Source organism: Shewanella litorisediminis (assembly GCF_016834455.1).
GTDB lineage: Bacteria > Pseudomonadota > Gammaproteobacteria > Enterobacterales > Shewanellaceae > Shewanella > Shewanella litorisediminis.
The window spans coordinates 1,670,917-1,684,072 of the sequence record NZ_CP069213.1; the positions used below are offsets into that span (position 1 = coordinate 1,670,917).

A 13,156-nucleotide genomic window follows, 5' to 3' on the forward strand; every position below is an offset into this window, starting at 1 on the left:
GAGCCTTGCGCTGTCCTCAAGCCAATGCCCTCATTTGGCTGCAAGTGCGCTGCTGAAATAGGGCAGCATGATATCGGCTATCTTTGGCTGCGCCGCTTCATTGGGATGTATACCATCCCTTTGCATCAGGTCTGGGTCGACGATGATGTCTGTCATGAAAAACGGCATCAGGGTCACCCCTTCACGCCTCCCCAGCTCTTGATACACTTGGGCAAAGGCCTTGGCATAGCGCTGGCCATAGTTGGTGGGCACCATCACTTCGCTTAAGAGCACTCGCGCCCCTGAAGCGATACTCAGGTCAATGATTTTTGTAAGATTATTTTTCAGCTCTGCGGGTGAAAAACCCCGCAAACCGTCGTTACCACCCAACATCACAAACACCAGCTCGGGTTTGGCAGACTCAAGCAGGGCGGGCAATCGGCGCAGACCGCCGGCGCTGGTTTCGCCGCTCACGGCGGCATTAATCAGGGTGTGGGATTGCAACTGAGGGCGCATCAAATTGATCCAGCCCTGGTTTTCTTCCATACCGTAACTTGCACTCAGGCTGTCACCGAGGATTAATATAGTTTCGGCCTTCAGGGGGAACGCCAGGACAAGGCAGGCCAGTAAACCGGCCAGACTACGGGATTTACGGAAACAGGAAATTATGTCAGACATGCATGCCATCAAAGTCGTCCACCTCAAGAAAAAGGTTCAAACCCAGGAAGGGGAGCTCACTATCCTGAAAGGCGTGGATATGGAAGTCAAGCCGGGAGAAAGTGTGGCCATTATCGGGCCATCGGGTTCGGGCAAGTCCACGTTGCTGGGGCTGCTCGCGGCCCTGGACACGCCATCGGAAGGGGAAATTTGGCTCGATGGCAGCGCCTTGTCCAATCTTGGTGAAGAAGCCAAAGCCGCCCTGCGAAAGAAAAAAATCAGCTTTATTTTCCAGTCGTTTATGTTGGTTGATACCTTAACGGCGCTGGAGAATGTGATGCTGCCGGCCGAGCTTGCCGGGATGAAAGATGCCAAAGCCAAAGCCCAGGCCATGCTCGAACGGGTAGGGCTTTCCCACCGGGTTAATCACTTGCCCAAACAGCTTTCCGGCGGCGAGCAGCAGCGGGTGGCCATTGCCCGCGCCTTTATTTGCGAGCCCAAGGTACTCTTTGCCGACGAGCCGACGGGAAATTTGGATGGTGGCAACGCCCACAAGGTGGCCGATATGCTGTTTGCCCTCAACGCTGAGCTCGGCACGACCCTGGTACTGGTGACCCACGATAATCAACTGGCTTTGCGTTGCCAGCGGCAATTTACCATGACCGAAGGCGAGCTTGCCGAGACCACCCCAGGGCAGCGTGAGTCAAAGGCACAGGCACAGGGTGAAACCAAGATGAAGGAGGCCGCATGCTGAGGTCTCTGGCATTGCGACTTTTCTGGCGCGAGCTCAGACAAGGGCAGTTGTTGCTTATCCTGTTTGCCATTTCCCTGGCGGTGCTGGCCGTCACCGGCCTTGCCCGGGTGAGTGAAAGGCTGCAGGTTGCCATCAGCGGTGAAGCGGCCAAGTTTACCGCCGCCGACAGGGTAGTGGACTCGCCTCAGCCACTCGGCGCTGAGCTGCTGGCCAAGGTGGATGCAATCGGCCTTGCGCGGGCCGACAGCCTGCTGTTCAATTCCATGGCCTGGTCGGGGGATGCTTTTCAGTTGGTCACGGTGCGCGCCGTGGGCAATACCTACCCGCTCAAAGGTGAAATCGAGCTCGCGGATGGTCCCACCCAGACATTGCCCGAGGCCGGTACTCTCTGGTACGAAGGACGACTGGCAGGCCTGATTGGCCAGTCAGAAACACTGGAGCTGGGTGACAGACAATTTAAGCTGACAAAAGAAATCAAACGCTTACCCGATGCGGGCTTCAACCCCTTTGCTTCGTCACCTGTGGTTTTGATGGGCATTGATGATGTGGCCTCCACCGGCATTGTCGGCCCCGGCAGCCGGGTAACTTACCTGTATCAGTTCAGTGGTGACAGCGCGCGGTTGGCCCAGTTGGATGGGTTGCTGAAGGCCGAACTCACCAGCTCCCAGCGCCTTCGGGACGTGAAGTCAGGCGATTCACCCATCGCCAGCGCCGTCGCCCGTGCCGAGCGGTTTTTGTTACTCGCAAGCTTGCTGGGCATCGCGCTTGCCTGCGCTGCCATAGGTATTGCCGCGCAGCGTTACTGCCAGCGTCATTATGATGTGGTGGCCATGTTCAAAACCTTCGGCGCGTCAGCAAAGGAAATCCGTACCCTGTTTGCCCTGCATCTGTCGCTGGTGACCGGGTTTGGCGTGCTGGCCGGTATTCTGGGCGGGCTTGGGCTGGATGCTGTGATAGCCCTCTTTCTGCCCCCTGAGCTCACGGCCTATGAGGCGCCACTGCTCCGGCCCATGTTGCTGGGTGTGCTGACCGGCAGCATCAGTGCGCTGATGTTCTCTGCCTACCCGCTGCTGCGGCTTCTGGCCATTCCACCCCTTAGGGTGCTTCAACGTGAACTGACCGGGCAAAGTGCCGGTGTTTGGCTGCATGCGGCGCTGAGCCTCAGCGCCATGGCGCTGCTTGGGTATGCATACTCCCGTTCGTGGCAGCTGACCGGCGCTGTGGTGCTTGGGGCTTTGCTGCTGGGGCTTATCCTCTTTGCGTTGGGGTTTGTGATGATACGCCTGGGGCATGGCGCCGGGCTGAAAACCACCAATCCGCTGCAGTTGGCGCTGGCGGGGCTGAGGCGCCGCGCGGCACAAAACTCGGTGCAGCTGGTGGGTTTCTCTACTGCTATGGTGCTGCTGCTGACCATCTTTGCGCTGAGGCAAGACCTCTTGGAAGACTGGCAGCAACAGTTACCCGAAGGTGCGCCCAATTTCTTTTTGGTGAACATCAGCCCGGAAGACGAAGCGCCCATGGCAGCCTTTTTGGCCGAACATCAAATCGAACGCACCGATATTTACCCCGTTATCCGAGGCAGGCTTTCTGCCATCAATGGCGAGGCGCTTATCAGCGAGCGCCAGGCAGAGGAAGGCGCCTCCGGGCGGGTAGGTATTGGCCGTGAGCTGAACATGACATGGCGGGATAGCCTGCCCCCCAACAATCAGCTGATTGCCGGTGAGTTCGATAATGCCCTTGATGGTGTGTCGGTGGAAACCAAGGTTGCCGAGCGTCTGGGATTGAAGCTTGGGGACAGCCTCAGCTTCGTTATCGATAACCAGACACTGGATGTACGGGTGACCAGCCTGCGGGAAGTGCGCTGGGAAACCATGCAGCCCAATTTCTTTATGATTTTTTCAAAAGAAGCCCTGGCACCCTTTGCCTACACCTCGATGCTCAGTTTTCACCTGGAAGAGGCCAAACGGCCCCTGGTCGTGTCGCTGATAAAGCAATTCCCCACGGTGTCTGTGATAGATGTGGGCGCCATGGTGGCGCAGCTCAGGAGCATAGTGTCACAGGTGTCGCTGGCGCTTGGGGTGGTGCTGGCGCTTGTGATTGCATCCAGCAGTCTGGTGCTTTGGGCACAAACCGAAGCGGGCATGTCGGTGCGCAGGCGTGAGCTTGCGGTGCTGCGCACCTTTGGTGCCGGAGGGCGACTGCTGCGCCTGGCGACCACGCTGGAGTTTGCTGTGCTGGGCGCCGTGGCAGGGATTGTGGCCGTGATAGTCACAGAAGCCGTACTTTATCTGCTTAAAACCTGGGTATTCGAACTCAGCGTGAACTGGCACCTGCAGTGGTGGTTACAAGCGCCGCTGCTTGGGGCCGTATTGGTGGCTGTGCTCGGCTACTGGCGCTGCCGGGAGCTTCTATCGCAAAGTTGCCTGTCGCTGCTGCGCACCGAGACCTGAGTTTCACAGCAGGTCTTCCAGCGCCTGGCGCAAATAAGGAAAGCGAAAACCGAACCCCGCCTCTATTGCCCTGTTGGGGAGAACATACTGGCCGGTCAGCACCATGATGGCGGCTTCCCCCAGTAAAGCGTGCAGGGCAAAGGCGGGGGCAGGCAGCAGCGCCGGGCGGTGCAGTACCTCTCCCAGCGTTTGCGAAAACACCTTATTGCTCACCGGATTGGGTGCAGTGGCGTTAAAGACGCCACTGCATTTGGGATTGTTCAGCAAGAAGCGTATCAGACCAATCATATCTGCCATATGTATCCAGCTCATGCCCTGCTGACCACTGCCAATGGGGCCGCCAAGTCCGAGCCTGAATGGGGGAAGCATCTTCGCCAGGGCTCCACCGTGTTTGCCAAGCACAATACCTGTGCGCAAAACACAGACCCGGGTAGCGTCGCTTGCTGCATCCAGTGCCAGTTGCTCCCATTTTTCACAGAGCATGTGAGTGAATTCACTGTGAGCGCTTGAGGATTCTGTGACTGGCTGACTGCCCTGGGCACCGTAATAGCCGATAGCCGAGCCGCTGATAAACACCGAGGGTGGCTCGCTGCTTTGCTGGATAAGGCCTGTGAGCAAGGAGGTCAGATCCCAGCGACTGTGGCAGAGATGCTTTTTCTGAGCGTCGCTCCAGCGTTTGCCGACTATGGGTTCACCGGCAAGATTGATGACGGCGTCAAAGCCATTGAGGTTTTCCAGCTTATCCAGGGAGCGAAGATAATGGTGCTGCTCCCCCAGTAACTCAGCGGCAGCGCCCGTGTCCCGGGTGAGGATAGTGAGTTGATGTTCAGACAGGGCACTGACCAGTGCCCGACCAATAAATCCTGTGCCGCCTGTCAGTAGAATATTCATAGGTTGCTCCGCCAATCTGCTTCTTACAAGCATATACCCTGCAAAGACATAAAGAGATCAGGCGTCTTTGTGGTAACTGAGTTCCATGGAGACGGAATCGGCAAAACGCAGTGCGTGGGGCTTATCGACTTCAACCCTGGCATCCATGACACTGGTATGCTCAGAAGCAATGTCCAGCACCCGTGCGGTCAGGTGTTCAAGCAATGAAAAGCGGTTTTCTTCCACCAGGGCAATAATGCGTTTGGTAATGGTGCGGTAGTTCAGGGCATCGTCCATGTTGTCGCTCATTTGAGCCCTTCCGGCGTGATAGGCGATGACCACGTTGATGATAACGTCCTGTTTATTCTGGATCTCATCTTCTTTGATGCCAATATGGGTACGCAGGCGCAGATTTTTGATGCGAATCGTGGCGATCTCTGATTTCATAACCGTGTCAACTTATCTGTCTTTGATGGAAATTGAGGGCAAGGTTAGCAAGTTTTGTTTGAAATAGAAGGATTTTATTTTGCCAAACCCCTTTGAACAGACCTCGGTGGCTTTTCGTGGTTTTGCCATTATGGCCTTTGTGGTGGTCATACTGGCGGGCATCAAGGCGGCCAGTCCCATCGTGGTGCCTTTTGTGCTGTCGGCCTTTATTGCGGTGATCTGCAACCCAGTCATCACCTGGATGATGCGTTTTCGGGTGCCCAAGTGGCTCGCGGTGATGTTGCTGATGTTTTTTATTGTGATGTTGGGGCTCTGGCTGGCCACCCTGGTCGGTAGCTCAATCAACGAATTTTCCAAGCAGTTACCCCACTATCGGGATCAGCTTATCCAACAGTTTGGCTGGGTGCTGGAAAAGCTGCAGACGTTAAATATCCGCATTTCCAAAGAGCAGGTGCTGGCTTATTTTGACCCGGGTATGGCGCTGTCGATGACCACCAATATGCTGTCGGGTGTGGGTAACGTGATGGCGAACCTGTTCCTGATAATCCTGACCATTGTATTTATGCTGTTTGAGGCCCAGTCCTTGCCGAAAAAAGTGCATTTGGCACTGGATGATCCGGACATGCGCCTGCAGCAAATCGACAAGTTTCTGCACTCGGTTAACCAATATATGGTGATAAAGACGCTGGTGAGCCTGGCCACCGGCGCCGTGGTGGGGATTGGCCTTGCGGTGATTGGGGTTGACTACGCGCTCCTTTGGGCGGTGATTGCCTTTTTGTTTAACTACATTCCCAATATCGGCTCGATTATCGCCGCCATTCCCGCTATCCTGCTGGCCTTTATTCAACTTGGCCCCGCTGCTGCCGGTGGCACGGCGCTCCTCTACCTTGGCACCAACATGGTCATGGGCAACGTGATAGAACCCAAATTCATGGGCAGGGGGCTGGGGTTGTCGACCCTGGTGGTGTTCCTGAGTTTGATATTCTGGGGATGGCTCCTGGGCTCGGTGGGCATGCTTTTATCAGTGCCACTGACCATGATTGTTAAAATTGCCCTGGAGCGCAGCAGCAGTGGCCGCTGGCTGGCCATATTGCTGGCGGATGACGTGGACTCAGAGCTTAAACCGGCCAATGATGCACCGGTAGATAAGGCCTGACATCCAATCATATTCCAATTGGGCGGCCTGGCCGCCCATTGTATTTTCAGAAGCCTATTTTTAGAGGAACCGGGTTTTCATGCAGGCTTTTATCGACTTTTTAGCGACGGCCGATTTACCGGAAGATTGCCGACGTATATTCCACGGTCGCGGTGGCCGTTATCCCGGCGCCGAGCACCTGTGTCTTGATTGGTATGCCCCGGCGTTGCTGTTGACCTCTTTCAGTGAACTCAGCGCCGATGACCTGGCGATGGCTAAAGCCGCGTTGGAGGCGTTTTGGCAGCGGGTGGGTCAGGGTGCTCCCCTGACATGGGTGTACCAGTATCGCAGCGGTTCGGGTACCCGTACTGAATGCCTATGTGGTGAGTTGCCGGACTCTCATGTGATTGAAGAGCAGGGGCTTAAGTTTCGGGTGCATTTGATGCGCGGACAGAATCATGGGCTCTTTCTCGATATGCGCGAAGGTCGCCGCTTCGTACACCAGCATGCCAAGGGAAAGAAGGTACTGAATCTATTCAGTTATACCTGTGCTTTTTCGGTAGCAGCCCTGGCCGGCGGTGCAACCGAGGTGGTGAATATCGACATGGCCAAGGGCGCGCTCTCCATTGGCAAACAGAACCATGAGCTCAATGGACTGGTGGGGGGCGCCAGATTTTTGGGGCATGACATTTTCAGCAGTTGGGGCAAGCTGACCCGCTACGGCCCCTATGATTTGGTGATCGCCGATCCGCCAAGTAACCAAAAGGGCAGTTTTATTGCCACCAAGGACTATGTGCGTTTGCTGAGACGTTTGCCCGAGCTGGTAAAGGAAGGCGGTGACCTGTTGCTGTGCCTGAATGCCCCTGAGCTTGGCAGTGACTTTTTGATGTCACAGGTCGCCGAGACGGCACCATCGTTGGCGTTTGTATCACGTATCGCCAATCCTGCAGTGTACGCCGACGTGGACGAGGAGAAGTCATTGAAGGTGCTGCACTATCAAAAGCATACACCCGCCGAAGATGCCTGATGTGCACCTTGGGTATGTAATTACCTCACTAATGCGAGACAGAATAAAAGGGCCTCTTTTGGCCCTTTTTATCGATGAGTCAATAGGTTAAACGTTCCGGAAACGTCGAGTGTCCGTTGTTCTCGAGCCAGGATGCGATGTGCAGGGGATCGCTCAGACTATGCATTTCATTACATAACCTGTCTTGCACATCCAGTGGGATATGCATGTTTTCCATAAACATCCTCATCCCCAATATGTCCCCACGTCCAATGAGGGCCGCAAGCCTGCCGGCCTGAAAGTCTATCAGCGCATTCATATGACAGCCTCCAACAGTTGACTTTTAACTAATAGCACCGCAGTAAGCGCGGCGCCTAGACTGTTTCGTTGTAAAAATCAATCCGTACCAAATAAATTCAGCTGTTGCTCCCACAGGGAATGCGGCTCTGCTGATAAGTCATTTTGAAAGACTTTCATGGCGCATTACTGATTGGTGACTTTTTGAGCGTTTGTTTGCGGGTTTTAACCAAAAAATGGCAACAAAAGTGAAAGTAAACTGTAATCTTTGATTTTTAGTTGGTATACTGCGCCCCGTAATCGAGCCACTGGCGGTACCCTTGGACAAGATGTCCTCAACGATAAGGGATGCGCACAGAGTCGGCGCTGTCAGCCCTCAGACAGGGATTACAACGAGTTCATGTCTGCGAAGAATAGACAGAACCTCAGTACCCGACCCAAACCAAAGCTGGAGTCCGTTATGGAAATTCATGAGTACGAAAACGCGTATTATCAGGTGCAGGATGAAGTGATCGAGTCTTTGCCCCTGGAAAAGGACGAAGAAGCGTTTTTGGATTGAGAATCCTCCATGTCCCGGGACATGCAGACCTAAAAAAATAATAATCAGTAAAAAGGCCACCCTCGGGTGGCCTTTTTCATGGGCGGTGTAATCTCAACCATTCGCGGCGCGTTTTTCGGTCATAATCTCGACAATCACCCAGTTTTTGCCTCGTTTGTTCAGCCTTACGGTTCTGTCATCCAGCCAGGGCTGGCCGCCTCTGAGACCCTTGAGTTTCACCTTAACGGTGACATCGTCGGTGAATTTGCGAAAGAAGTCGATATCGATTTCTTCGATTTCCAATTCCACGTCTGTCATCGACAGGTTAAGCATATGCCGCTGTACCGAGGCGGCAATGTGGTAGTGGCCGAGCACCTCCTGCATAGGGGCGTCCACAAAGCGTTTGGCCTCTGCTACATCGCGGTTGACGTATATGGCGCTGAAGAAGCCCAGGCTAACCTGCTCGGGCGTCAGGTTCGGGCTGGTGGCGCTTTCAACGGACTCATTGCAACCTGCAAGCATGAAAAACACTATCAACAAAAATGCGCGCATGGGTACCTGCTAACTGATGATTAACACCCTAAGTATCAGAAATTTCAGCTTTCAGTACAAGGGATGGATTTGATCTCTTGCGATCTGCAACGAAAACTGTCATATCTGTAAAGCTGAGCTTCGCATCTTATCCACAGAATCTGTGGACAAGTATGTTGAAGAATGAGGATATTTATCTTAAGTGGTTGCCACCGCAGTATTTTGACGGTTGGCTAAAAAATTGTCGCTTGTTTGTTCGGCGTTTTTTGGTCGACTTTTCTACGCCTTCATCCCCCAGTCTTCAACTACAAAGATCGCTTTCCTGATCCCCTGAGAGCCTGCGGATCCTAAAAATATCCAGACAGTGAGCAATAAAAAACGCCATCAATGGACGGCGTTTTTTTATTCGTGATTGTGGGGTTACTGCTGCTGTGTCGCCTGAATAGCGGTCAGGGCGATGGTGTAAACGATGTCGTCTACCAGGGCGCCGCGGGACAGGTCGTTCACCGGTTTTCTCATGCCCTGCAGCATAGGGCCGATGCTGATTAGCTCTGCGCTTCGCTGCACGGCTTTGTAGGTGGTGTTACCGGTATTGAGATCGGGGAACACAAACACAGTAGCCTTACCTGCGACAGGACTGTCCGGTGCCTTTGAGCGTGCCACGTTTGGCATCACCGCAGCATCGTACTGCAATGGGCCGTCGATGATGAGATCGGGGCGCTTCTCTTTGGCGATGCGGGTGGCTTCGCGAACCTTGTCCACATCAGAGCCTGTGCCCGAGTTACCGGTGGAGTAACTTATCATGGCGACGCGGGGCTCAATGCCAAAGGCCTTGGCTGACTCAGCCGACTGAATGGCGATGTCGGCCAGTTGTTCTGCATTGGGGTCTGGGTTGATGGCGCAGTCGCCATACACCAGCACCTGATCCGGCATCAGCATAAAGAAGATAGACGACACCAGGCTGGAGCCGGGAGCCGTTTTGATAAGCTGCAGCGGTGGGCGAATGGTGTTGGCGGTGGTGTTCACTGCACCAGACACAATGCCGTCCACTTCGTCTTCGGCCAGCATCATGGTAGCAAGCACCATATTGTCTTCCAGCTGTTCACGGGCCACCACTTCGGTCAGGCCCTTGTGGCGACGCAGATTCAGCATGGGCTCAACATATTGCTCGCGGATATCTTCGGGGTCGAGAATCTCAACGCCTTCACCCAGCACCACATCCTGGGCTGCAGCAATACGCAAAATTTCGTCTCGTTTACCCAAAAGCACACAGCGGGCGATTCCGCGTTCGGCGCAAATGCTGGCCGCCTTGATGGTACGGGGCTCGTCGCCTTCCGGCAGCACGATGCACTTTTTCGCGGCGCGGGCCAGCTCAGTCAGCTTGTAGCGGAACGCCGGAGGTGACAGGCGATGTTCGCGGGGCGAATTTTCGGTCACGCTTTCAATCCAGCTTTGGTCGATGTGGCTGGCCACATATTCCTGCACCAGTTCGATACGCACGGCATCATCTACCGGCACTTCGTGGTTAAAGCGCTGGATATTCAGCGAGGTTTGCCAGGTGTTGGTGTCTATCATAAACACCGGCAGACCGGTTTCGAAGGCCTGTTCACACAGCTTCAATACTTCTGGCTCAGGCTCGTATGAGCCGGTGAGCAGCAGGGCGCCAATCTTCACACCATTCATGGCCGCAAGGCAGGCTGCCACAATCACATCGGAGCGATCGCCCGAGGTCACCAGCAGCGAGTCGGTGCGGAAGTGACTGAGCATATTGGGAATGGAGCGGGCACAGAAGGTCACCTTACGCAGACGACGGGTGTTCATCTCGCCGGCATTGAGGATGCGTGCATGTAGGTGCTTGGCAAGGTCTGAGGCGCGGGGGGACACCAGATCCAGGTTATAAGGCACGCTGCCGAGGATGCGCAGCTTGCTCTTGCCGGGCAGCTGGAACATGGCAGTGGCATCGCCTTTTTGGATGTCCTGATGGTCAAACACTTCCGATAAGTCAGGACGGGTGCGTCCTTCGTCGTCCACCGGTGCACCAATCTTGTTGATCACAGCGCCAATCAGGCGCTTGTTCTTGGCGCCGCCCCAGCTGTTGTAGGCGATTTCCAGGCGGTTCATCAGCGCATTCGGGGTGTCGTTGCCGGGGGTGGCAATGAAAATCACGTCGGCATCCAGCGCCTTGGCGATGGCGTAGTTCACATCATCGGAGAAAGAATGGCTGCGGGTTGGCACCAAACCTTCAATGATGAGGGTCTCGGTATTGGCAGCAATTTCATTGGCGCGGGCAATGATTTGCTCCATCAGCACATCGGTCTGGTCTGTGCGGATGAGCGACTCAGCATGTTGCATGTCGAAGGGCTCAAGCGGGTTCACCGTGGGCGACTTGGACAAAATAGTGGTTGAGCGCTCTGGACCTGAGTCGGCAGGGCGCTGCTGGCTGATGGGCTTAAAGAACTGCACCTTGACGCCGTGGCGTTCCAGTGCGCGCACCATGCCCAGGCTCAGAGAGGTGAGGCCAACGCCTGTGCCTATGGGAACCAACATGATGTTGCGGGACATAAAGTACCTCTTGTGGTGTTGCTGTGATGGGCGGGCCATCAGATGCGTTACAATGCAAAGCCGCCCGCGGGTATCCCCGGGGCGGCGGCGCCTTATTTACTGACCAGGCGCAGTGAGTCTTCGGCAATGACCCACTCTTCGTTGGTGGGGATCACCATGGCTACCGGGCTGCCATCTTTGGTAATCACGCCTTGCTTGCCGAAGCGGGCTGCCTTGTTACGCTCGCTGTCGACTTCAAACTTAAAGATTTCAAGCAGATTCAGTACTTTTTCGCGGATAAGGTCGGAGTTTTCGCCGATACCGCCGGTAAATACGACAGCGTCCAAACGGCCCAGCGGCACTGTGTAGGAGGCGATGTACTTGGCGAGGCGATAGCAGAAGATTTCCAGCGCCAGGGTCGCGCCCTTGTGGCCTTCGGCGTAGCCTTCTTCGATACCGCGACAATCGTTGGTGAGCTCAGAAATACCCAGCAAACCACTTTGCTTGTTCATCAGGTTATTCACTTCATCCAGGGTGTAGCCCAGCTGATGCACCAGATGGTAGATGATGGATGGGTCCAAATCGCCACAGCGGGTGCCCATAACCAGACCTTCCAGCGGGGTCAGACCCATGGAGGTGTCTACACTCTTGCCGCCTTTCACGGCGGTCACAGAGGCGCCGTTACCCAGATGGGCACAAATCACGTTGGTGTCATTCACGTCTTTACCGAGCGCCTTGGCGGCTTCGCGGCTCACGAACAAATGGCTGGTGCCGTGCATGCCGTAGCGGCGGATGCCGTGTTCGCGGTAGAGCTTATAGGGCAGGGCATAGATATAGGCGCGGTCCGGCATGCTCTGGTGGAAGGCTGTGTCAAACACCGCCACCTGTGGCAGCGCAGGGAAAGAGGCCTGTGCAGCGCGGATACCGATAAGGTGTGCAGGGTTATGAAGTGGCGCCAGAGAGGCACAATCTTCGATGCCCCTGAGGACGGCATCATCGATAATCATGGAGTGGGTGAACTTTTCGCCCCCGTGAACGATGCGGTGGCCAATGGCAATCAGCTGACCTTTCAGTTCGGGCTCATTCACCAAAATTTTGTTGACTATGTATTCCACCGCTTCGCGGTGAGCGCTGAAGGCGCCCAAACTGGCTTCGTGTTTCTCGCCGCGCAACTTCCACTTGATGCGGGCGTTTTCCAGGCCAAAGCACTCGGCGAGACCTGAAATTTTTTCGTCGCCATTGGTGGCGTCCAGAATGGCAAACTTCAGTGAAGAGCTGCCACAGTTGAGTACCAGAACCAAAGTATTGGACATGATAAAACCTTTTTGCGTCATGAATATAGTTGGCCGGATCTTGCTCCGGCGACTTTGCCTGGCGGGCAGGCCATTAACACTTCTCATCTGCTTCCCTGAGCCACGCTTGGGAAGCCGACTGCCTTTGTGCTAAGGTTAAAGCAGTCTGTGTTGTCCATAGGTTCCCGGGTTGATGAAATTTCAGCTGTTTTCCACCCTGCGCGATGGCCATCGTTATATGAAGGCCTGGCCGATGGCGAAACCTCTGGGGTATTTTTTCCCGGAATATCGCGTCGTTAAGGCAACGTCCCTCGCCATACGTTTTATGCCGCCTTTCGCCTTGCTGGCGGCTGCCAGCCAAATTTATCTCCATGGCTGGGCTTTTTTGCCTCAGGCTATCGCCATCGGCCTGTTTTTCCTCAGTCTGCCACTCCAGGGCATACTGTGGCTGGGGCAGCGTGCCCGTCATCCTTTGCCCCTGTCTTTGCTCAGCTTTGGCAACCAAGTGCAGGAACGTCTTCAAGCCATTGGGGTGAATTACATTCCTCTTGGTGCCAAGGCCTGCTATCTCGATATGGCTAATCTCTTGAAGATAGCCTTCGACCGACTCGATGCAAGTTACTGGGACGAACTGTGAGTCTTCGACAGACTCACCCAGC

11 protein-coding genes are annotated in these 13,156 nt (G+C 55.0%); 5 read left to right on the forward strand and 6 right to left on the reverse strand.

The features are described 5' to 3' along the window. Positions 1-30: 30 nt before the first annotated feature. Positions 31-657, reverse strand: a complete 627-nt coding sequence (locus JQC75_RS07300) for an arylesterase (protein ID WP_239002105.1) — start codon at positions 655-657, stop codon at positions 31-33. Between JQC75_RS07300 and JQC75_RS07305 the strand changes: the two genes are divergently transcribed. Both JQC75_RS07305 and JQC75_RS07310 read left to right on the forward strand, forming a co-directional pair. Further along, positions 647-1,390 carry an ABC transporter ATP-binding protein gene (locus JQC75_RS07305; protein WP_203326758.1) on the forward strand — a complete coding sequence of 248 codons (744 nt, stop codon included), beginning with the start codon at positions 647-649 and terminating at the stop codon, positions 1,388-1,390. The genes JQC75_RS07300 and JQC75_RS07305 overlap by 11 nt on opposite strands. After that, positions 1,384-3,840 carry an ABC transporter permease gene (locus JQC75_RS07310; RefSeq protein ID WP_203326759.1) on the forward strand — a complete coding sequence of 819 codons (2,457 nt, stop codon included), beginning with the start codon at positions 1,384-1,386 and terminating at the stop codon, positions 3,838-3,840. The genes JQC75_RS07305 and JQC75_RS07310 overlap by 7 nt, the downstream gene beginning before the upstream one ends. Positions 3,841-3,843: 3 nt before the next feature. Here JQC75_RS07310 and JQC75_RS07315 read toward each other — a convergent pair whose 3' ends face one another. After that, positions 3,844-4,731, reverse strand: a complete 888-nt coding sequence (locus JQC75_RS07315) for a TIGR01777 family oxidoreductase (RefSeq protein WP_203326760.1) — start codon at positions 4,729-4,731, stop codon at positions 3,844-3,846. Positions 4,732-4,788: 57 nt separating this feature from the next. Further along, positions 4,789-5,157 carry a dihydroneopterin triphosphate 2'-epimerase gene (gene folX, locus JQC75_RS07320; protein WP_203326761.1) on the reverse strand — a complete coding sequence of 123 codons (369 nt, stop codon included), beginning with the start codon at positions 5,155-5,157 and terminating at the stop codon, positions 4,789-4,791. 130 nt (positions 5,158-5,287) lie between these two features. On the opposite strand from folX, the gene JQC75_RS07325 reads away from it, so the two are divergent. Together JQC75_RS07325 and JQC75_RS07330 are read left to right on the forward strand one after the other, a co-directional pair. Next, entirely contained in the window at positions 5,288-6,313 is a 1,026-nt protein-coding gene (locus tag JQC75_RS07325; RefSeq protein WP_203327153.1) for an AI-2E family transporter, read from the forward strand. 79 nt (positions 6,314-6,392) lie between these two features. After that, positions 6,393-7,319, forward strand: a complete 927-nt coding sequence (locus JQC75_RS07330; protein WP_203326762.1) for a class I SAM-dependent methyltransferase — start codon at positions 6,393-6,395, stop codon at positions 7,317-7,319. A 928-nt stretch (positions 7,320-8,247) separates the two neighbouring features. On the opposite strand, the gene JQC75_RS07335 is transcribed toward JQC75_RS07330, so the two are convergent. The 3 genes from JQC75_RS07335 to ackA form a co-directional block, all read right to left on the reverse strand. After that, entirely contained in the window at positions 8,248-8,685 is a 438-nt protein-coding gene (locus JQC75_RS07335; RefSeq protein ID WP_203326763.1) for a hypothetical protein, read from the reverse strand. Positions 8,686-9,084: 399 nt separating this feature from the next. After that, positions 9,085-11,226, reverse strand: a complete 2,142-nt coding sequence (pta, locus tag JQC75_RS07340; RefSeq protein WP_203326764.1) for a phosphate acetyltransferase — start codon at positions 11,224-11,226, stop codon at positions 9,085-9,087. A gap of 92 nt (positions 11,227-11,318) precedes the next feature. Further along, positions 11,319-12,518, reverse strand: a complete 1,200-nt coding sequence (ackA, locus tag JQC75_RS07345; RefSeq protein ID WP_203326765.1) for an acetate kinase — start codon at positions 12,516-12,518, stop codon at positions 11,319-11,321. 172 nt (positions 12,519-12,690) lie between these two features. Here ackA and yfbV point away from each other — a divergent pair, with 172 nt between their 5' ends. Continuing rightward, positions 12,691-13,134 carry a terminus macrodomain insulation protein YfbV gene (gene yfbV / locus JQC75_RS07350; RefSeq protein ID WP_203326766.1) on the forward strand — a complete coding sequence of 148 codons (444 nt, stop codon included), beginning with the start codon at positions 12,691-12,693 and terminating at the stop codon, positions 13,132-13,134. The last annotated feature ends 22 nt before the right edge of the window (positions 13,135-13,156 follow it).